This is a genomic window from Pseudoalteromonas sp. AOP7-A1-14, assembly GCF_052376275.1.
GTDB lineage: Bacteria > Pseudomonadota > Gammaproteobacteria > Enterobacterales > Alteromonadaceae > Pseudoalteromonas.
In genome coordinates this window covers 1-20,494 of the sequence record NZ_JBQSVO010000069.1, presented here as the reverse complement: position 1 = coordinate 20,494, position 20,494 = coordinate 1, and the positions used below count along the sequence as shown (strand labels likewise).

Annotated in this window: 16 protein-coding genes and 1 pseudogene; 12 read left to right on the top strand and 5 right to left on the bottom strand. The window is 39.3% G+C overall.

The features are described from left to right. Together ACT3RM_RS11450 and ACT3RM_RS11445 are read left to right on the top strand one after the other, a co-directional pair. The coding region (locus ACT3RM_RS11450; protein WP_444511378.1) for a S1C family serine protease at window positions 1-1,076 on the top strand (1,076 nt) is incomplete at its 5' end. A gap of 13 nt (window positions 1,077-1,089) precedes the next feature. Continuing rightward, entirely contained in the window at window positions 1,090-2,010 is a 921-nt protein-coding gene (locus ACT3RM_RS11445; RefSeq protein WP_441994954.1) for a hypothetical protein, read from the top strand. A 670-nt stretch (window positions 2,011-2,680) separates the two neighbouring features. Here the strand turns inward: ACT3RM_RS11445 and ACT3RM_RS11440 are convergent. Beyond that, window positions 2,681-3,589 carry a 1-aminocyclopropane-1-carboxylate deaminase/D-cysteine desulfhydrase gene (locus tag ACT3RM_RS11440; RefSeq protein WP_441992797.1) on the bottom strand — a complete coding sequence of 303 codons (909 nt, stop codon included), beginning with the start codon at window positions 3,587-3,589 and terminating at the stop codon, window positions 2,681-2,683. Between the two features lie 1,101 nt (window positions 3,590-4,690). On the opposite strand from ACT3RM_RS11440, the pseudogene ACT3RM_RS11435 reads away from it, so the two are divergent. The 9 genes and pseudogenes from ACT3RM_RS11435 to tldD form a co-directional block, all read left to right on the top strand. Next, window positions 4,691-5,854, top strand: a pseudogene (locus tag ACT3RM_RS11435) (SUMF1/EgtB/PvdO family nonheme iron enzyme); the annotation flags it as partial. A 136-nt stretch (window positions 5,855-5,990) separates the two neighbouring features. Next, window positions 5,991-7,034, top strand: coding sequence for a rod shape-determining protein (locus tag ACT3RM_RS11430; RefSeq protein WP_441835596.1), 1,044 nt, complete (start codon window positions 5,991-5,993; stop codon window positions 7,032-7,034). Continuing rightward, complete coding sequence (gene mreC / locus ACT3RM_RS11425) at window positions 7,034-7,876, top strand: rod shape-determining protein MreC (RefSeq protein WP_441992796.1); 843 nt, start codon at window positions 7,034-7,036, stop codon at window positions 7,874-7,876. Before ACT3RM_RS11430 ends, mreC begins: the two co-directional genes overlap by 1 nt. Next, complete coding sequence (gene mreD, locus ACT3RM_RS11420; protein ID WP_441992795.1) at window positions 7,869-8,348, top strand: rod shape-determining protein MreD; 480 nt, start codon at window positions 7,869-7,871, stop codon at window positions 8,346-8,348. Before mreC ends, mreD begins: the two co-directional genes overlap by 8 nt. Next, window positions 8,348-8,917, top strand: a complete 570-nt coding sequence (locus ACT3RM_RS11415; protein WP_441992794.1) for a Maf family protein — start codon at window positions 8,348-8,350, stop codon at window positions 8,915-8,917. Before mreD ends, ACT3RM_RS11415 begins: the two co-directional genes overlap by 1 nt. 1 nt (window position 8,918) lies before the next feature. Continuing rightward, window positions 8,919-10,391, top strand: coding sequence for a ribonuclease G (gene rng, locus ACT3RM_RS11410; RefSeq protein WP_441992793.1), 1,473 nt, complete (start codon window positions 8,919-8,921; stop codon window positions 10,389-10,391). Beyond that, window positions 10,391-14,242, top strand: coding sequence for a YhdP family protein (locus ACT3RM_RS11405; protein WP_441994953.1), 3,852 nt, complete (start codon window positions 10,391-10,393; stop codon window positions 14,240-14,242). Before rng ends, ACT3RM_RS11405 begins: the two co-directional genes overlap by 1 nt. Next, on the top strand, window positions 14,235-15,065 hold the full coding sequence (locus ACT3RM_RS11400; RefSeq protein WP_441993238.1) for a carbon-nitrogen hydrolase family protein: 831 nt from the start codon (window positions 14,235-14,237) through the stop codon (window positions 15,063-15,065). Before ACT3RM_RS11405 ends, ACT3RM_RS11400 begins: the two co-directional genes overlap by 8 nt. After that, entirely contained in the window at window positions 15,062-16,501 is a 1,440-nt protein-coding gene (gene tldD / locus ACT3RM_RS11395) for a metalloprotease TldD (RefSeq protein ID WP_441993237.1), read from the top strand. Before ACT3RM_RS11400 ends, tldD begins: the two co-directional genes overlap by 4 nt. 119 nt (window positions 16,502-16,620) lie before the next feature. Here tldD and ACT3RM_RS11390 read toward each other — a convergent pair whose 3' ends face one another. Both ACT3RM_RS11390 and ACT3RM_RS11385 read right to left on the bottom strand, forming a co-directional pair. Further along, window positions 16,621-17,070: a MerC domain-containing protein gene (locus ACT3RM_RS11390; protein ID WP_441993236.1), complete on the bottom strand. Its 450-nt coding sequence runs from the start codon at window positions 17,068-17,070 to the stop codon at window positions 16,621-16,623. 96 nt (window positions 17,071-17,166) lie between these two features. Beyond that, window positions 17,167-18,051: a LysR family transcriptional regulator gene (locus ACT3RM_RS11385; RefSeq protein WP_441994951.1), complete on the bottom strand. Its 885-nt coding sequence runs from the start codon at window positions 18,049-18,051 to the stop codon at window positions 17,167-17,169. Between the two features lie 104 nt (window positions 18,052-18,155). Here ACT3RM_RS11385 and ACT3RM_RS11380 point away from each other — a divergent pair, with 104 nt between their 5' ends. Beyond that, window positions 18,156-18,371, top strand: coding sequence for a DUF2798 domain-containing protein (locus ACT3RM_RS11380; RefSeq protein ID WP_441836098.1), 216 nt, complete (start codon window positions 18,156-18,158; stop codon window positions 18,369-18,371). Between the two features lie 357 nt (window positions 18,372-18,728). On the opposite strand, the gene avs1c is transcribed toward ACT3RM_RS11380, so the two are convergent. Then, on the bottom strand, window positions 18,729-18,974 hold the full coding sequence (gene avs1c, locus ACT3RM_RS11375) for an AVAST type 1 anti-phage system protein Avs1c (protein ID WP_165724367.1): 246 nt from the start codon (window positions 18,972-18,974) through the stop codon (window positions 18,729-18,731). A 13-nt stretch (window positions 18,975-18,987) separates the two neighbouring features. Further along, the coding region (locus ACT3RM_RS11370) for a hypothetical protein (protein ID WP_444511377.1) at window positions 18,988-20,494 on the bottom strand (1,507 nt) is incomplete at its 5' end.

The following is a 20,494-nucleotide window of genomic DNA, read 5'->3' as shown; positions in this document are numbered from 1 at the left end:
ATTCTCAAGGGGAGCAAAGTCTTACCACAGGAATATTCACTGGAGTTGCAAGAAAGAACTACGCTGACGGTTTTGCGAAGCTATCAGGACAATTCGGTAATTTACGTTTCTTTGGAGCCAGAGAGTCATTTGATAAAAGTAACCAGCCGACTTATACAGTTTGGGGCTTTAATGATATGAATGCTGACAAACCAGACAAGTATATTGTAGTGAAAAATAAACGTGGGGTATTTCATCAGAAATGGCAGTTTGGCACTCAAAAAGAAAATGTAACTTTACCCGAAAGTTATACGGATGAAATTTTAAAAGTTTCAATTAAAGCCTCGACATTGGCAAATAGAGCCAATAGTGCAGGAAACCTTGCTCTAGCTATGAAGCAAAGATATGACTCTCAGAATGTTACTTCGTCAACTGTGACAACAAAACCTGACAACAAAAAGCCAGAGTCGTCTAAAGGTATTTCTACAGGCACGGGCTTCTTTATTTCTAATGATGGTTATGTGCTTACCAATAGTCACGTAATAGAAGGTTCATCAAACATATCGATTATTCTACATGGTAAATCTGTATCAGCTTCATTGGTTGATCATGACCCCAGCAATGATATCGCTTTACTGAAAGTAGATAAGGTGGTTGAAGGTTTACCGATTGAGCTTAAAAACAAAACGAAGCAAGGAACCGCAATCGCCATTTTAGGTTATCCAAATATAGGCTTACAAGGCAACGAACAAAAAGCGACATTTGGGTATATTAATGCCAATTCTGGCATCCAAGGTGATACTCGGTATTTTCAAATTGATTCCCCTATACAGCCCGGAAACTCAGGTAGTCCGATGGTAAATAATCAAGGTGTTGTCATTGGAATTGCTTCAGCATCGTTAAATCAATCAGCAGCTATTAAAGCTACGGGAACATTGGCTCAAAATGTAAATTATGCCGTTAAAATAGCTTATGCATTGCCAATGCTGATAAATCACGGTGTAGACTATATTGAACCAGTCAAGCCAAAAGCCTTAGAAAAAACAGAACTGATAGAGAATATTTCTAATAGCGTAGTGCTTGTTGTGGCAGAGTGATGTAGGTCATGTAATGGTTTTAGCCCCCAAATTAATTAAGCGGATTGACTATAAAGCATCAGTAGAGTGTGGGTATACTAATTTACTTCACTCTTCCGTTTATATTAGTCAATTAAATGATCATATAAACGGTACGTGTGAGCTAGCAATGCATGAAATCAAATCCAAAGTAGATTTCTTAGCTGGTTGCATGACTATTACACTCGACCACCCAATAAATGAACTTGAATTTCTAAGAGTACGCCTTTGTGAAGGTCAAAACTTTACTAATGTTGATGATTTATCTTACATAAAGAAAACCTCTTGCACGTTTCCAAAGGCGGGTAGGTTAAATCTTACAGGCCAAGCGCTGTTTTATGCTTCTGTAGCCGTTAAACAAGATGATACGGCATTAAGAGTTGTATTATCTGAGGCTCAAGCGAAACAGCTTGATCACCTAAATGTACTGCGATCTCATCAAGTGAGTGAAACTGGTTTATATTTAAGAGTCATAGGGATATGGGATCAAATAAGACGAAATGAAAAACCGTATTATTTAAACCAAGATACCTTTGACTATTACACTGAGGCAAGAAAGCATATGGTTAAGCAGTTTAGCCGAGAATTGCTTTTAGCCTATGAGTTAACAGATCGCTTCTTTGCAGATATATTATCTCGTGAAGGAAATGAACGGTTGTATCAAGTGACATCAGCCCTAAGTAATATGTTTTTGACTGATAAATGTGATGGTGTTCTTTATTCTTCAGTAAAAGCGAAAGGTGAGCCTGTCGTTGCTTTAAAACCCCAAGTGGTTGATGATAAATTAGTGCATCAGTTTGCCACCGAGGTCTTAATTGATAAAGCATTTGGCTATGAATATTATGAATATTATGAATATAGAACGCTGGCTAAAACGTCTAGTATTGGTAGAATATCAGGTAAATTAGAGTGGTAATAAGCTTCACCACTACTTTTTGTAGTTAAGCTTAAAATGTAGATTAAGTGTAGTTTTTAGCCCTAAAAGTGCTTTTAATATACAAATTGTGATTGAAGTGTATAAAATAATGTTTGAGTTATCTCTTTAAGCTTTATTTTAAAAGGAGTTTTTATTCACTCACTCACCCTGTTTTGGGTTTATGTGTTTATTACCGTTCTAGGACACAGTTAAAATAATAGTTTAAAGATAAAGATCATTAAGAGCCCAGCTATATGCTGGGCTTTTCACTATGCGATAAAAAATAATTATTTAATCGTCACAGTAATCATCGCTCGCTTAATTTTATAATTTTAAATGGCTTAGCGCGATTTACTCAACTTGAATGCCTGTAAACCTCTTTTAATCGTTATCCAGTCTTGTATTGATATGCTGCGTTTATTTAAAGAAGTGACAGGGTTAAAGCTAAGCTTTGAGCTCATTTATCATATTGATGGTCAATTAAAGCTGCAAAAAATAGTACAGTAAATGGTTCATCAAGAAAAAATGATTAACTTGCCAGTATATAGTGTAGGGGTGGAAACTCAGTAAGAGCTAAAACCCGTTAAAACTAGGTGTTTTAGTCGCACATTTTTATTTTTTTAAGCTACTACAATAACTTACTCATATATTCGTATTTAATAAACACCACCTAGATACGTTTAAGATACTCAAGCCCTGATAGCCCTTGTAATCCACCGGTATGCACTGCAATTATTTTACTGCCTGATGGAAAGTAATCTTGCTCAATCAATTGCCATAAGGCATACATCATTTTGCCACTATAAATGGGTTCTAGTGGCAGTTGATACTCGCTTTGCATCTGCTTACAAAACTGCCACAATTGAGCACTAAACTTGCCATAACCACCATCATGAAACTGAGTCAATAATTGCCAATTCGTTTGCTGGCAAGCCTTTGGGCTAAGTGCTTTTATCTCATTCATAAGATACTCGGCTTGTTTCAAAACCGCGATACCAAGTATTTCAGTTGAGGTTTTTCTGCCTTCGATAAGTCCCGCTAAGGTGCCCCCACTGCCAGTAGGGCAAATTAAATAGTCATGATCTGGCAAGCTTTCAGCTAGTTCTTTGCAGCCTGGTATCGCTGCTTGATTAGTTCCCCCTTCTGGCAATATATAAGCATTAGGAAAGCGTTGTTGTAGTTTTGTTAAGTAGTCATGATCATGTCTTTTTTTATATTCTAAACGAGTAACTGCTTTAAGCTGCATACCGCATTGCGCTGCAAATTGTAGGCTTGGATTATTACTATCTAAATGTGGGCCACGAATAATGCCGTGAGTTTGAATATTAAATAATTTCCCTGCTGCTGCACAGGCATGAATATGGTTTGAGAACGCACCTCCAAAAGTAACTAACTCTGTTTTACCTAATCTCTGCATTTCTAGTAGGTTATATTTAAGTTTTCGCCATTTATTACCGCTTAATAGGGGGTGTAGTTGATCATCGCGTTTTATGCTGATAAATAAATTACGTTTTTTAAATGAGTCACTATATATTTGTTGTATAGGTGTATTTTCGTCAATATCTAAATTTAATCGCATCACATACCTAAATAATTATATTTTTAACTTGCAAGCCAACAAGTTTGTACGAAGCTTAAATATGCGTATAAAAGACAAAAAGTAGCTCCATGATAAAAAAGCTTTTTTCATTATTCCCTTGACTAAACCTTGGCTAAGCCGTGGTATTAACCTTAATGTCGTAGTGGGTTTTGCGGCATATACAAATGTAGTCACTGGGGTATCGTTAAATAAACAGCGAGAGCAATGGCATATTGATAAATTTTACAGCATGGATGTGGTTGAGCAAAGTGATTATACAAATGCTATAGCATCTTGCACAAACCAGGTTAGTTGAGAAACATATGCTATTAATTTAGTTTTACCACACTTTTTATATAAAGTATTACAAATGGATAAACCCACATTAACTGACTAGGAAATCGCTCAATCATTACTTTGGACTACAAAAAGTTTAGTTACTATAGCCCCCCGAAAATATTGTTGCTGATTTTATCGATTACCCGATTACCCAAGCTATGCAAAGTTGCAAAATGAATGTTTATTGCTGACAAATTGCAGTTAGCTCCATTCATTAATAGCTTTTCAGAAACCGATGCAGTGCTACGCTCTAAGACATCAAAAGAGAGGAACCCGATGCTCATATGCTCATTGTGGAGTATGTCGATCACGAGCCGCGTATTTTGATTATTCGTAATTAATAGTGCTGATGATAACCTTGAACAGAGGGAGTTTTACAATTTAGTCCTTTTAGAGAAAATGATCGGGTTATTTACTGGCGTGAAGTGCGTGAATAGTTGTAAACTCAGATAATTCTTGAACAAAGCTTGTGTTTTGCCTTGCAAGTACATAGCATAAGAGTTTAATTATAAAAATAAATACTGACCAAAGAATTGCCGCTTTTTGAGAATGGAATATATGCGAATTGCCCCTTTATCTCTTTTAATTTCAGCTAGCTTGTTAGCGTCGAGTGCATTAGCGCAAGATACTGTAACGGTTACTGGAATTAAATCGGAGACCAACACTAAACAAGCTGGATTTGGTAATTCAACACAATTAAAAGAAGAAAGCCAACTCAATTTATTACGTACACGCTCAACAGAATTAGATAAAGAGAAAAATCAAGCGAGTTATAAAACTACTTTTTCTGATAGTCAGTTAGCATTCAGTGATAATAAGGATAATATTAACGCCGTTGCTGTGTCGCGTGTGAGTAATCCGCCAGTTCGTGATTATTCAGCTAAACCTATAGCAGCCGTTAGTCCGTTAAGCAGCAATGATCAGGAGCAAATGATTGAACTGACATTACGCTCAAATGTTTACGATGATGAAGTATTTATTGATGGGGTTAACTTTGGTTCAACTCGTTTAGCGACTACGTTACCTCGTGGAGTGTACAGCGTAGAAATACGTAAACAAGGTTATAAAAGCTATCAAAAGCGTGTTAATTTGCGAAAATCGGAAACTATTCACGCCACATTGCTAAAAAAGCCTGAGTCGATTGCTGCACCGACTAACACTAGCGAGCAAAGTATAACGAATACCGAAACAAGCACTGTAGGAAATGCGACTAATGCTGCAGTTGTCGTTATTCCTGCAGGTAAGTTTGAAATGGGCGATATCCAAGGCAATGGACTTGCTAATGAGCGTCCTGTCGTTGAAAAAACGATTGATAGTTCGTTTGCGATGCAAAGTAAAGAGGTCTCAGTAGGGGCTTACCAGCAGTTTGTGAGTAACACTAACTATAAAACTGAAGCTGAAAAAAATCGTGGTTGTGCTTATTACTTAAATGGTGAGCCAGTATGGGAAGCCAGTTTAAATTGGCGTAACCCTGGCTTTAAGCAAGCTAATGATTTTCCAGCAGTGTGCTTAACCTATAATGATGCAAAAGCATATGCAGATTGGTTGTCAGGACAGACTGGCAAAAAATTTCGTTTACCTAATGAAGTTGAGTGGGAATACGCCGCTCGTGCAGGAAGTAAAACAGAATACCCATGGGGTAACGAAATCGGTAAAAACTTAGCCAATTGCGGTTGGTGTGGCAGTGAGTATTCGAATCACAGTGCTGCGCCAGTAGGTAGCTTTGCACCTAACGCGTTTGGTGTATACGACACAGTTGGCAATGTATGGGAATGGACGCACAAAGCAGCCCAGCAGTCAGATGTTACAGTGCGTGGTGGAGCGTGGAATTTTGCGTCAAGCTTGGCACGTGCGTCAACACGTTTAATTTTAGCGCCAGATTTTCGCGCTAACTATATTGGCTTTCGTTTAGTACGCGAGCGATAAATTAGTAAAACAGGAAGCAACGCTTCCTGTTTTGTAAATATTCAAAAGCTGTAATGCTTTATATTGCTCAATACCGTCAGCATGGTAAAGTGATTGCAGCTACTATATGAACGTTTTTCAAAGGTCATCCAACCCCATGTTTAAGAAACTCCGTGGTATTTTTTCAAACGATCTATCGATCGACTTGGGTACAGCCAACACCCTAATTTATGTAAAAGAAGAAGGTATCGTATTAAACGAGCCATCAGTTGTCGCCATTCGCCAAGAGCGTGCTGGCGGTCCAAAAAGTGTTGCCTCAGTAGGCACCGAAGCAAAGCAAATGCTGGGCCGAACGCCGGGTAACATTAAAGCTATCAGGCCGATGAAAGATGGTGTAATTGCTGATTTTTATGTTACTGAAAAAATGCTGCAACACTTTATCAAACAGGTGCATAATAATAACTTTATGCGTCCAAGTCCGCGGGTACTTATTTGTGTACCTTGTGGTGCAACCCAAGTTGAAAAGCGCGCGATCCGTGAATCAGCAATGGGCGCTGGTGCACGTGAGGTTTATTTAATCGAAGAGCCAATGGCTGCTGCAATTGGTGCCGGTTTGCCGGTATCAGAAGCAACGGGTTCAATGGTGGTTGATATTGGTGGTGGTACTACTGAAGTTGCAATCATCTCACTTAATGGTGTGGTTTATTCTTCATCGGTCCGTATTGGTGGTGATAAGTTTGATGAAGCTATTATTAACTATGTGCGCCGTAATTTTGGTAGCTTAATTGGTGAAGCGACTGCAGAAAACATTAAGCATCAAATTGGTTCGGCGTTTAAAAGTGATGAGCCAATTGAAATTGAAGTACGTGGTCGTAATTTAGCTGAAGGTGTGCCGCGTTCATTTATGCTTAACTCACACGAGATTTTAGATGCATTACAAGAGCCGCTAATGGGTATTGTAAGTGCAGTGATGGTCGCTCTTGAGCAATCTCCACCTGAGCTTGCCTCAGATATTTCTGCTCACGGCATGGTATTAACTGGCGGTGGTGCACTATTGAAAGACCTTGACCGTCTATTAATGGAAGAAACTGGTATTCCGGTGGTGGTTGCAGATGATCCATTAACGTGTGTAGCGCATGGTGGTGGTAAGGCACTCGAAATGATAGATATGCACGGTGGTGACGTATTTAGTTACGATTAATGAAGTCAATGTTTAGGCGTACCGTTTCATTGCAACTGCGGCTTTTTGTCGCAGTGCTTTTGAGTATCGTATTGATTGTGGGCGACCGCTATACGCAAGGTGGCAACACAGCCAGAACCAGCTTGAATACCTTGGTAAGTCCCTTAATATATCTTGCGAACTTACCTTATGAATTATTTAGCTTTGGCGCTAAAAGTTTACACACTCGCGACCAGCTTCTTACTGAAAATGAAGCGCTTAAGAAAAAACAATTATTACAAAGTGAGCAGCTTCAACAGTATCAGTTTTTAGCAAAAGAAAATCAAAAAATGCGCGCCTTATTAGGTTCATCAGCAAGACAACCGAACCGAAAAATCATAGCGCAAATTTTATCTGTGCACTCAAACCCATATAGCCACCAGGTGGTTATTAATCGTGGTGCGACTGATGGCTTGAGTGAAGGCCAAGCTGTTATTGATGAAATGGGCGTTGTAGGGCAACTAACAAAAGTCGGTTCAACCACGTCACGGGTTTTGCTTATGACAGATACCACTCATGCTACACCGGTGCGTATCTTACGTAACGATGTGCGAACGGTTGTAGAAGGTATTGGCAAAATTAATGTGGTTAGGCTTTCGCATGTCCCGCATAGTTTAGATGTCAGAATAGGTGATGTACTTGTCACCTCCGGTCTTGGCAATACTTTCCCTGAAGGTTACCCTGTGGCCGTTGTTACAGAAATAAACCGTGACGAAGGGCGTCCTTTTGCTCAAGTATATGCAGAACCCATAGCATTACTTGATCGTATTCGATTGTTAGTTGTTTTATGGCGCAATCAGCAGGAAAGCATTACCAATGAATAGCCGTTACTCATTACTTATTGCTGTCAGCATCTTTTTCTCCTTAATTATGGCGTTAATGCCGTTGCCATTTTCGTTTGAGCCATTTCGTCCTGATTGGGTTTTACTGGTATTAATGTATTGGGCACTAGCGGTGCCACACCGTTTGAATATAGGTACAGCGTGGGTGGTTGGGTTACTACTTGACTTAGCGTCGGGCTCTGCGCTTGGGGTTAACTCGTTGACTTTTTCAGTGTGTATTTTCATTACTGCCAGCAACTATCAAAAAATTCGAAATTTTTCCTTATGGCAGCAATCAATTTTGGTAGGGCTATTTTTAACGCTCTATCATTTAATGCAGTTTTGGTTAAATCACTTTTTAATGGATGTTTATTTTAGTCCTCAGTACTTGTGGCCTGTGCTTACTGGTACATTAAGTTGGCCGTGGATTTTCCTCTTATTACGTAAGTACCGTCGTCATTTTAGGATCAGATAATGCAAACCGCAATTTATTTAGCGTCAGCTTCACCAAGGCGTAAAGAGCTGCTTTCACAGCTTGATATTGAATTTTCACAATTTAGCGTTGATGCTGATGAAAGCCAGTTAAGTAAAGAGTCTCCAATTAAATATGTTGAACGTATGGCACGCCTGAAAGCTCAAAGTGGCGTGGCAATGGACTATATTGACCGCCCCGTGCTTGGTTCTGATACAGTGGTCGTTATAGATAATCAGTCACTGGTTAAACCTAGAGATAAAACCGACTTTATGGCTACTCTTCGGCGCCTATCAGGGCAAACCCACCAAGTGATGACCGCTATTGCTTTTGCCAATAATGAGCGCGTTGAAAGCAGGGTTGTGATCACCGACGTCACCTTTAAAAACATTAGCGACGAAGAGCTTGAGAGCTATTGGCAAAGTGGTGAGCCACATGATAAAGCTGGTGGTTATGGTATCCAAGGTTTGGGTGGACGATTTGTTACGCATATTTCAGGTAGCTATTTTGCCGTTGTCGGCTTACCTTTATATGAATGCGAAGAATTATTACGCGAATTTTTAAGTAGGTAACATGAGTACAGAATTACTGATTAACGTCACGCCGAGTGAAAGTCGTGTTGCCCTAATTGAGAATGGGGTATTAAAAGAAATACAATTAGAGCGTATTGGTAACTTGGGGATCGTCGGCAATATTTACCTAGGTAAAATTAGCCGTGTGCTGCCCGGTATGCAAGCAGCCTTTGTTGATATTGGTTTGGATAAAGCCGCTTTTCTACATGCCTCTGATATTGTTAATAGTGCCTCTATAGTTGAAGGTGTTGACGAGCAACCGATTAAAAAAGTACAAGATATCCGTGAGTTAGTGCGCCAAGGGCAATATATTATGGTGCAAGTAGTGAAAGACCCGTTAGGCACTAAAGGCGCGCGTTTAACTACCGATATTACCATTCCTTCACGTTATTTAGTGTTTATGCCTGATGCAACTCATGTTGGGGTTAGTCAGCGTATTGAAACTGAAGAAGAACGCGCAAGATTAAAAAGTATTGTTGCTGAATATGGCGATGAAGAAGGCAGCTTTATTGTACGCACCGCTGCGGAAGGCGCTAACGAAGCTGAGCTTCGTCATGATGCTGAGTTTTTAAAAAAATTGTGGGGTAAAATCACCGCTAAACGTAAAAAAACCAGCAAAGCAAGTATTCTTCATGAAGACTTAACCTTGGCTTTTCGTACTTTGCGTGATTATGTCGGTGAAGATATGGAGCGCATACGAGTTGATTCAAAGCTAACTTACCAAGAACTTAAAGAGTTCACTAAAGAGTTTGTGCCTATTTTATCACAGGTGCTGGAATATTATCCGGGTGAGCGACCTATTTTTGATTTGTTTGATGTTGAAAATGAAATTCAAAAAGCACTGCACCGTAAGGTTGAATTAAAATCAGGCGGGTATTTGATTATCGATCAAACCGAAGCCATGACTACAGTTGATGTCAATACAGGCGCTTTTGTAGGCCATCGTAACCTTGAAGAAACTATTTTTAATACTAATGTTGAAGCTACATCCGCAATTGGTCGCCAGCTTAGGTTGCGTAATTTAGGTGGCATTATCATTATCGATTTTATTGATATGGTAAGCGAGGAGCATAAGCGAAGAGTGTTGCACTCTTTGGAGTCAGCGTTGGCAAAAGATCGAGTTAAATCAAATATTAATGGTTTATCGGCTTTAGGCCTGGTTGAAATGACTCGCAAACGCACTCGTGAAAGTCTTGAGCATATTTTATGTGATGTGTGCCCTGCATGTTCTGGGCGTGGCTCGCAAAAAACTGTTGAAACCGTATGTTATGAAATTTTACGTGAAATAGTGCGGGTTAATCGCGCTTATGAAGCTGATAAATTTATGGTTTATGCTGCACCTGCGGTTAGTGAAGCGCTACTTAATGATGAATACCACAACCTTGCAGAGCTTGAGCTATTTATTGGTAAACACGTGACCATCCAAACTGAGAGTTTATATTCCCAAGAGCAGTTTGATGTGGTAATGATGTAATGAAATTGAAAACGGTCTGTTTTTTTTGTATCCGCAAGTTGTGGCAAGTTTTTGCTGTAACATTGGTACTTCTGGCCGTTATTGTTTCTGTTTTAAAATATACCTTGCCTTATGCTGATGATTACAAAGGTGATATTGAAAGTTACCTGTATGATAAGTTTTCCATTGATCTTGCTATAGGGTCTATTTCTGCCAATTGGCAAGGGCAGAGCCCCACTATTGTGTTTGAAGAAATATCTTTTGAGAATAATAAGTCCTCGCCAATTGCCTTAACCATTGCAAAAGCAAGTTTAGAGCTGAATTTATGGGAGACTATAAAAACACGTCAGCTTAAATCTAACTATTTTATTATTAATGGCTTTCATGCCAATGTAAACTTGCCCAGCTTGCTTGATAATAACTCTGGGGCGGTTTCGTTTGAGCAAAAAGAGCTGGTCGAAGGATTATTTTTAGGCGATACCGGCCATTTTTCTGTGCAAAACAGCAGTTTAAATTTACTTTTTGGTGATGGTAAAGCTCGCAAATTAATCTTAGAAGACATGGTTTGGCAAAATCAAAATGAGCAACATTTAGGCAGTGGTAAAGTTGCTTTACCGGGAATATCGGTAGGTACTTTTGATGCGCGTTTGTCTCTCAGTGGTTCGACCCTAGAAAGTATGGCAGGCGATGTATTTGTGCAAGCAGATAAAGTTGATGTGTCTAACTGGTTGGCACAATACATTAACGCCGAGAAGCAACAGCTACATTCTGATATCAACTTACAGAGTTGGTTAAGGCTGGAATCCGGTTTAATTAAGGATATCAGCGTGCAGTGGCAACCAAGCTTTATACGCTGGCAGCAAGCAGAACAAGATCATCAATTTAGTATTAATCAAGGTGGTTTTAAACTATATCCGTGGCAAAGTGGTTGGCGCTTAAAAAGTACCGGCTTAACCATTAATAGCGACGAACAAAGCTGGCCAAATTTGCAATTTGAAGCGCAGATTGACGCAAAACAGCAGCAGTTTTGGATGCAACAGGTTGATTTTGAGCTTGTTTCTAAGTTAGCTCAGTTAAGTAACTTTGAAGTACTTACTCCATTTACTAGTCGTAACCCCGATGGTCAAATTGATAATGCGTATATTCAAATAAAAGAAAATAATGACTGGCAATTGTGGTTTGAAGGCCAGCAACTCGCATGGTCAGCAGACGAGGGGGTCCCTGGTGTGCAAGATTTACGAGTCAATGGCTTACTCAATCAACAGCGCGGGAAAATTAAACTCGCTGGCGTAAATAACCAACTACTAACAGATGAATCATTTAGCCATCCTATAACGTATAAGCAGCTTAATTTAGATATAAATTTAGAGCATCTAGCAAGTGGCTGGCAATTAAGTAGTGATAATATTTGGTTAGATAACGACGAAATTGTATTTGCTGCTGAAATGCAACTTAACCTAAGTGAGCAGCCCCGCCTTGATTTATATGCCGAGGTAAGTGCACATGATGCCAGTGTTGCTAGCCATTACTTCCCGCTGCCGGTTATGAGCGAAAACCTAGTTGATTATTTAACGGGTGCGATTCAAGGCGGAGAGGTCAACCAAGCTCAGGTACTATTTTCAGGCCCTTTGAGTGGTTTTCCGTTTGCAGATAATTCAGGGCAATTTGAAGTATTGGCAACGGTTGATGACGCCGATTATGCTTTTTCGCCTGATTGGCCAACGATAAAAAATGCACAAGTTATTTTACACTTTGAAAACCAGCGGATGGATATTTATAGCCGCCAAGGTCAGTTGGTTAATTTAGATTTAGGTGATGCAGTACATGTGAGTATTGATGATTTATCAAGTGCAGATGTATTGAGCGTAAAAATAGATAAAACGGCTGAGGCGCAAAAGTTACTATCTTTTTTTAAAGCTACTCCCATTGCTGATCCGCTTGCTAACGTGTTTGAAGTTATTCAAGGACGCGGTAAAGCAGAGGCAAATATCGAATTATTGATTGACTTAAGAGCGCTTAAAGTAGCTGCCAAAGGTGATGTTTACTTAAACAATTTACCCATTTATCTAGCTCAACCAGGGATCACTCTTGAAAATGTCACGGGTAAGCTAACTTTTCAAGACGATATAATTAACCTAAAAACAGCCACAGCAAATTGGCTAGGTATGCCATTAGAAATTGATTTTACCGGTAAAAATATTGCTAATAATTATCGAGCAGATGTGGCGATTAAAGCGCAACTTGAAGCGCAAACTTTAATTGCAAATGCTCAGGGAATAATGGCTGGCTATTTACAAGGCGATAGCGAGTTTGATATTGATCTTGCGTTAAACTTTTTAGACGATGGCTTTGATTATCGCGCTCAAGTACGTTCGAATTTAACTGGCTTAGCCAGCAAACTGCCTGCACCGTTCAATAAAAGTGCTGATCAGGTTTGGCCTTTTAGCGCCATAGTACAAGGCGATAGTATATCCAACTTGATCACCGCCAATGTTAACAATAACCTGTTTTTTAATGGCATTTTATCTAACCAAAAAAAGCGTTTTAATAATGCGCACTTTATTTTAGGTGATAAAGACTTAGGGCTTACCCAGCAAGATTTAGCCGTTACAATAGCTCTTAACCAAACACCTACTTTGCCATGGGTTAACTTAATTGATCAGATCATCAATGTCAGCAATGGTGACTCAGATAAGCCTGGCTTATTCCCGCCGCTGAATAATGTTACCGCTAAAGTAAATAAATTAAACCTTGAAAAAATTGCTTTTAACGATTTTGAAATGCGCCTTACACCTGGCGTAGATGAGCTTAATGTAAAGCTCAGTGCCAAAGAACTACGATCAAAAGTAACAATACCGCTTAGTCAATCAAGTCGACCTATTCATATTTTTAGTGATTATTTAAGGCTTAACTTTATAGACGATGGTGCTTATGTCGCAGCGCAGCCTAGTGATAAAGAACAAGATTTAACATGGTTACCATCATTACCTGCTATTGAGTTTGAATGTGTAGACTGCAAAGTTGCTACTTATCAGCTAGATAAAGTCAGTGCATCATTATATGGCGATGGACAAAAACTGACTATTTCTGAGTTAGTGGTTGATAAAAAAGAGCATATTTTACGTGCCAAAGGGCAATGGAAAAACGGTATTACAAATTTTAATGGTGCTATGCAAAGTGATGATATTGGCGAGCTATTTGATGAGTTTGATATAACTTCAACGGTCAAAGATTCCGATGCCGACATTACATTTAACTTAAACTGGCAAGATGCACCCTATCAGTTTGATGTAGCAAGCTTGTCGGGTAATGTTAACTGGCGTTTAGGCGATGGTAATTTAGCAGAAGTAAGTGATGGCGGAGCGCGAGTATTTTCATTACTGAGCCTAGATTCATTAGTGCGTAAATTAAAACTCGATTTTCGTGATGTGTTCTCAAAAGGTTTTTTTTACAACAGTATGCAAGGTAGTATGCAGCTTGATAAAGGCATTGCGTATACCCAAGATACAAAAATGGATGGGGTACCTGCTGATTTAAGAATTGCAGGTTATGCTAACTTAAACACCTTCGAAATTGATTATGATTTGGCGGTTGCACCGCAGGTCACGTCGAGTATTCCGGTGATTGTTGCTTGGATGGTCAACCCCGTAACAGGGCTTGCTGCATTGGCAATTGATAAAGTAATTCACTCTGCGCGGGTTATTTCAGAGATTAACTTTAAAGTGAGTGGCAGCATGAGTGACCCAGTGGTGAAAGAAGTTGACCGTAAGAGTAAAGAAGTGACTATTCCACAAGCGGCGAAAAATCAGCCACAAGAAAAGGTTGATCTTAAATTAAAAGATGCCGCAGTAACGGCTACAGATAATGGCTAATACTTTTCCACCGAATGTGGTGGCACTACAAATGTGCTCATCAACTAATCCTTTGCAAAACCTGATTTGGCTTGGCGAGCAACTTATAAACTTGCCCGCGGTAAGACCGTTGCTTGTTTGTTTACCTGAAAGCTTTTTAGTGTTTAGTAAAGACAGTCATGCCAGCTATTTAGTTGGTCAAAAAAGTACGGATTACCAACAGCAACTAAGCGCACTTTGCCGAAAATTTGATATTTGGTTAGCCGCAGGCACGTTGCCGATATCGAAAGAAAACGGTAAATATTTAGCCGCCTCTTTGCTATTTAATAGTTGCGGTAAAGTGGTGGCGCAATATAACAAAATCCACCTATTTGATGTCAATGTCGCGGATAAAACTCAGAGCTATCACGAGTCAGCTGCCACCGAAGCTGGTAATGAAGTGGTCGTGGTTGACTCACCCTTTGGTAAAATTGGCCTCTCAGTATGTTATGATCTGCGCTTTAGTGGTTTATATACTGCAATGCAGCATTTAGGTGCGGAGCTTATACTGGTTCCAAGCGCTTTTACTATCGTTACCGGTGCCGCGCATTGGCATGTGTTACTGAAAGCGCGCGCCATTGAAACACAAAGCTATGTGATTGCGGCTGCGCAAGTCGGTCAGCATGAAAATGGCCGCGAAACGTTTGGTCATAGCATTATTATTTCGCCTTGGGGAGAAACCTTAGCTGAACTTCCCACTGGCACAGGGTTTATTAGCCATGATCTGGATTTAAACCGATTGAATAAAATTCGCCGAGATATGCCGATATTATCTCAGCAACGATTTAGAGAGCATTTATTATGAACACGGTTGAACAGCATTTATTACACGACAGCCAGCTAAATCGAGAAGAGCTCGAAAAAACGCTTGGTCATATTCATCAGCATCAAGTTGATTACGCAGATCTTTATTTTCAATCAAGTCATCATGAATCGTGGGTGCTTGAAGACGGTTTAGTAAAAGAAGGCTCATACAATGTTGAGCGCGGTGTCGGTGTACGTGCTGTTAGTGGCGAAAAAACGGGCTTTTCATATTCTGATGCAATTAACCTCGAAGCTTTAAATAAAGCAGCTACGGCGGCGCGCAGTATTGCTAATGCTGGTGAAAATAAGTCTATTCAAGTATTTAGCGATGTAACGGCTAAGCAGCAGTTTGCCCCTTTGCAACCGATCCAAAGTATGACTAATGACGATAAAGTGAGTTTACTAAGAGAGCTTGAAAATTATATTCGTGAACTTGCTCCCGATGCAGAGCAAGTGATTAGTTCAATGTCAGCGGTTTATGAAGAAGTTTTAATTGCTGCCAGTGATGGCACCTTTGCCACCGATATTCGCCCGCTTATTCGTTTAAACTGCTCGGTGCTACTTGAAAAAAATGGCCGTCGTGAACGAGGTGGCGCAGGCGGTGGAGCACGTCTCGACTACGGCTATTTTAAAGAGTTAGTAGATGGGAAGCCGCGTTGGATGGAATACGCAGAAGAAGCGGTGCGCCAAGCTAAAGTGAATTTAGAAGCAATCGATGCGCCAGCCGGTACTATGGAAGTAGTGCTGGGCGCAGGTTGGCCTGGTGTATTACTACATGAGGCTGTTGGCCATGGTTTAGAAGGCGACTTTAACAGAAAAGCGGCTTCGGCTTTTAGTGGCAAATTGGGCCAAAAAGTCGCGTCAGAGCTTTGTACAGTGGTTGACGATGGCACTATTGCCGATCGCCGTGGCTCGCTTAACGTTGATGACGAAGGTACACCAGCTGCCTACAACGTGCTTATCGAAAAAGGAATTCTAAAAGGCTACATGCAGGATAAAATGAACGCCCGTTTGATGGGGGTTAACCCAACAGGTAACGCGCGTCGTGAGTCTTATGCACATTTACCTATGCCACGTATGACTAATACTTATATGCTTGGTGGTGAACACAGTCAAGCGGACATTATCAGCACCGTAAAAAAAGGCGTGTATGCACCTAACTTTGGTGGTGGTCAGGTTGATATTACTTCAGGTAAGTTTGTATTTAGTGCATCAGAGGCTTATCTAATCGAAAATGGTAAAATTACCCAGCCAATTAAAGGCGCAACATTAATCGGTAATGGCCCTGAAGTAATGCAGCAAATATCAATGGTAGGTAACGACCTGGCGCTTGATAAAGGCGTTGGCGTATGTGGTAAAGACGGCCAAAGCTTACCTGTTGGGGTTGGTCAGCCAAGCCTGAAGGTAGATAAATTAACCGTGGGTGGCACAGTATAAGATTCCCCAAAGGGTCTGGCGCAGTATATAACTGCGCCTACACTTTAAATACTATGGTATGCCTTACCTTGTATCTATAGGTGGGAAACTGTTCTGCGCAGACCTTATTTTATTGGTTTTTAATGGCTGCACTTTTTACTTCTACATAATCTATAGTTTCGCCAATGAGCAGCAATCAATACGATTGAAGCACACATTGTTAATGTTTTTTCGCCTACCTCACCTACCAGATCATGACCAAGCAAAGCAGTAATCGTTAAAGTTAGCAGTCCAGTAGCAATGCCTATTAGCACCCATTTATCTTTATGTTTCGCACAACCTAAATAAGCTGCTAATAGACTGGCTGGTACAATTAAAACTATTAAAGCAAGATGAAAATCATGATTGTTATTAGGGAGTGACGATAAGGCTGGAAACAGCGCTAACATGATGGGTAAGACTGCACAGTGAATGGCACAAATGACAGAGGCCCCCATTGATAGTTGATCAAAAAGTGGTTGTTTAAAGTAACGCATAAACTGCTCAGCTGTTATTGTATTAAAATGATATAATATATCATTTGTATGCACTAAGAAATCTATTTTTTGTATATGGCAACGTTTTTAACCTGAAATGAAAAACTTAAATAGGGCTAATTAATTCGTGAGGCTAAAAATACTGTGTTATTAAAGATGATTAAACCAGCTTTGTGCTGCCAAAAATTGACATAATTTATCTTTAAAGCATTGAGCCCTAAGAGACAAAGTTCGCTGATAAGGCCAAACTAAAAATAGCTCCCGCTCAACGCCTCGATAGTCAGGTAATATATTAATCAACTCACCAGTAGCAAGCTCTTTATAAACCATACTTTTTGGTAGAAGTGCTACTCCAGCACCGGCTTTAACAAGATTCACTATGGTATGCATATCGTTACTGGTATGAATATGTTCTTTACGTAACGTGTGAGTGTTTACGTTATTTGTTAATTGCCACTCACTGAATAACTGAGCTGCAATACTTGCTGAAGTCATCAGCTCTTTAATTGATTGAGGAGCAGGAAAGCGTGCTTCTGATGAGGTAACTAGAATTGGAGTAATTGATCCTAACTTCTTTTGAAGTAATGATGAATTAGGCTGTGAGCCTGAACAAATAGCGATATCAGCATCATAGGGAATAGTATTATGCAAAGGATCTTGTAACTCAATAGTGAGCTGAATGTCTGGATAGCGGCTTGTAAAGTTTTTCCAGAAAGAATCAAGAGGGCCATTGCCAATATTAATTGGGGCGGTTACTTTTAATTTTCCGGATAAGCTATTTAACGAGCAGTCTAAATTTTCTAATCGTAACTCAAGTTCATGAATATAAGGCGCACACTGTTCGTAATAAGAAACCCCGTATGGGGTGAGTGTAAGCCCCTTATTTGAACGATGAAATAGTTCACAACCAAGCTGTCGTTCTAGTTCATGAATACGCCTTGAAACCGTGGCAATAGTCATATTAAGTTTTAGTGCCGCTTTACTTAAACTAAGTTGCTGTGCGGCGCAAACAAATAATTTTAAATTATCAAGCATTGGGTTTACATATATGCAAATAGGATTCTTTATAATACCTATATAAGCCAAAAATGAAACGCATTAAGCTGCAGATCTTATTTTATTTTTAAGGTTATATTTTTATGAAGCATCGTATTATTTTTGCCATTTTAATGTCATTTATTCTTACCCTATTTATGTCAGCATGGGTTACTTATATAAATATTGGCTTGGTGAAAAACTTTACTGGGCACTGGCTATCAGCTTGGTTATTAGCATGGCCAGCTGCTGGGATTATTTCATTCATATTTGCACCGCGGATCCACAAAATCTCGCAGCAGATAACAGAAAGGTTTTAAAGGCGCATCGCAGAAAGTGAGTGCAGAAAATAAAAAACCTTGAGGCTTACGCAACAAGGTTTTATGACGATCAAGAAATAACGTTATTATGTCATGGTACATACGTACTCTGTACATCCAAATCTGGAAATACTCTGGAAACCTACACTTTACCTAGTCTAGAAGGCTTTTCCAGAAAAAGTGAAAAATAGCAAAGAAATTTGGACTTTTTTGAGGTCTGGAAAATAGTTTTCCAGATCTATTCATATTTAATATATCCTAATTTTGACAGTAGCTTTGTCTATCTTTTGATGATTAATTTTTATTATTTAAAGAGTATTTCTTTAGGGGAGCTAGTAAGTATTTCAGCACCCCAAATTAATTGTCATCAGGGAGTTTCATGTTGCGCATATGGTAAATTTGGTTTGCCATTAAGCGTGCCATTTCATTTACACTCAAAAAATCAATTCGTCCATTTGGTAGCTTTCTCATATTTTTTAATCCATCCATCGTTATATTCCCATTGAAATGACATTTACCGTGTTTCATTTGAACACTGAGATAGTGAAATCTCAACTCAAACTCTTCTCTAGTATGGGGAGTATCATATGTCTCAAGCTTCATAACTTCTCCAGTGTTAATTGTAGGTTATATGTGCAACAGTTTTGAAATCAATTTCTAACCGCCAAATAATGTTAGTGTTAATAGCGCGATAGAAAGACTTTTCATTTATAGCAAGGAAGCACCCTTCATTCATCGGTGCTCCTTTATAGTCATCCAATACACGACCTGACTTCCAGTAACCTCTTGTGATGTCAGAGCTATTAATATTGGTAATTTGCATAAAATGATATGCGGGGTTTGCAGGTGTAAACCCTCCAAAATATGCAGGATTGGCTACCACATTAGCGCAGGTGTCAAGGTCACTTACACTGGATTGATTGATTTGTTCGGTAGATAAAAATCTGCCAGAAATCAGTGGGATGCTTTGTTGTGACTCTGCAATATATGCTGTTAGTCTAACAAACTTTAGCTCACCTTCTAACAATAGTCTCTCACAGTAGTCTAAATAAACTTTTCCTTCATGAACTGGAGTAATTTTATTAGATTTAAACCATTTATCAACAGGAGAGTTAAAGTTGATGATGCGTTCTTTGGTTAGTGAATTAGGATTATATTGTCTAAATAGACTCCCTATGTATTCATAGTTCTTTTCAGACGCATTATCAGTAAGCGCTACTTGGAATACATAAAATACTTTATCCTTCCAACGTTGGGGAGGAGTAGTGCTACTAGAGTAACCTTCAGCCAATAACTCTTCCAACTCTAAAGCCTTTTCAATTGGTAATGGTGAGCAGATCTCCCTCATCATCTTTTCGGCTTTAGCTACGACTTCATTATTTATAGCACCATATTGAACAAGTTTATCCCACTCATACTTGATAGTCTCAGCCCATTCTGGTAACTCTATTTCATCATGATTTAAAGAATTATATTTATTAAAACGATGCCTAAGTATGTTTAATGCATCTTGTGCTGATTGAGATTCCTGTATTACAGCTTTATTAGCTAGTTTAGTTAAAACAGAATACCTCCCTGTGTGTCTACAGTTGTTTAATATAGATTCAAAATCTAGCGTGTCCGCAAGTTGATCCCATAACTTTAGATTAAAAGGTATTAGCTCAATTGCACCACAAATAATATCTGAGTGTGATCCTGAGTCCATAGAGAATGCTTTTGGGCTGAAAAATTTAATAAAAGAAGGATAAGATTTTGATAGCCAAGATGTTAACTCAGCTGCTTTTTCTCTTCTTAGCCAAGCAGGGTGGTTAAGAGTATGGCATAAAAGTTGTGTTAGACTTTCCTCAAGACTACTCCCCACTTTATTATTTGATTTTTCCTTTGTGTAGCTAGTAATGTATTCTGAAGTATCTCCGACTATTATATTGATATGCTCAATAGTATACTTTAGTAGTTTATTTTGTATGTCATGTGATGACCGCTTCCCCAGCCAATCAACTAGCCCTTCAGCTATTTGCCAGCGCTGAGTGTTTGTTTCATTTAAAATAAGTGAAGAAAATAGTTTTACTATTTCTGGGACTGAGTCGGTGGTTTGTGCCAATAGAAAACGACTTCTGCTAGTC

What these genes read in the sequence shown, in the direction of transcription:
- ACT3RM_RS11400 (WP_441993238.1), top strand. Translation starts at nt 14,235, where the DNA reads ATGGCTAATACTTTTCCACCGAATGTGGTGGCACTACAAATGTGCTCA.
- ACT3RM_RS11385 (WP_441994951.1), bottom strand. Translation starts at nt 18,051, where the DNA reads ATGCTTGATAATTTAAAATTATTTGTTTGCGCCGCACAGCAACTTAGT.
- mreD (WP_441992795.1), top strand. Translation starts at nt 7,869, where the DNA reads ATGAATAGCCGTTACTCATTACTTATTGCTGTCAGCATCTTTTTCTCC.
- avs1c (WP_165724367.1), bottom strand. Translation starts at nt 18,974, where the DNA reads ATGAAGCTTGAGACATATGATACTCCCCATACTAGAGAAGAGTTTGAG.
- ACT3RM_RS11415 (WP_441992794.1), top strand. Translation starts at nt 8,348, where the DNA reads ATGCAAACCGCAATTTATTTAGCGTCAGCTTCACCAAGGCGTAAAGAG.
- tldD (WP_441993237.1), top strand. Translation starts at nt 15,062, where the DNA reads ATGAACACGGTTGAACAGCATTTATTACACGACAGCCAGCTAAATCGA.
- ACT3RM_RS11405 (WP_441994953.1), top strand. Translation starts at nt 10,391, where the DNA reads ATGAAATTGAAAACGGTCTGTTTTTTTTGTATCCGCAAGTTGTGGCAA.
- ACT3RM_RS11430 (WP_441835596.1), top strand. Translation starts at nt 5,991, where the DNA reads ATGTTTAAGAAACTCCGTGGTATTTTTTCAAACGATCTATCGATCGAC.
- ACT3RM_RS11445 (WP_441994954.1), top strand. Translation starts at nt 1,090, where the DNA reads ATGGTTTTAGCCCCCAAATTAATTAAGCGGATTGACTATAAAGCATCA.
- ACT3RM_RS11380 (WP_441836098.1), top strand. Translation starts at nt 18,156, where the DNA reads ATGAAGCATCGTATTATTTTTGCCATTTTAATGTCATTTATTCTTACC.
- mreC (WP_441992796.1), top strand. Translation starts at nt 7,034, where the DNA reads ATGAAGTCAATGTTTAGGCGTACCGTTTCATTGCAACTGCGGCTTTTT.
- ACT3RM_RS11440 (WP_441992797.1), bottom strand. Translation starts at nt 3,589, where the DNA reads ATGCGATTAAATTTAGATATTGACGAAAATACACCTATACAACAAATA.
- rng (WP_441992793.1), top strand. Translation starts at nt 8,919, where the DNA reads ATGAGTACAGAATTACTGATTAACGTCACGCCGAGTGAAAGTCGTGTT.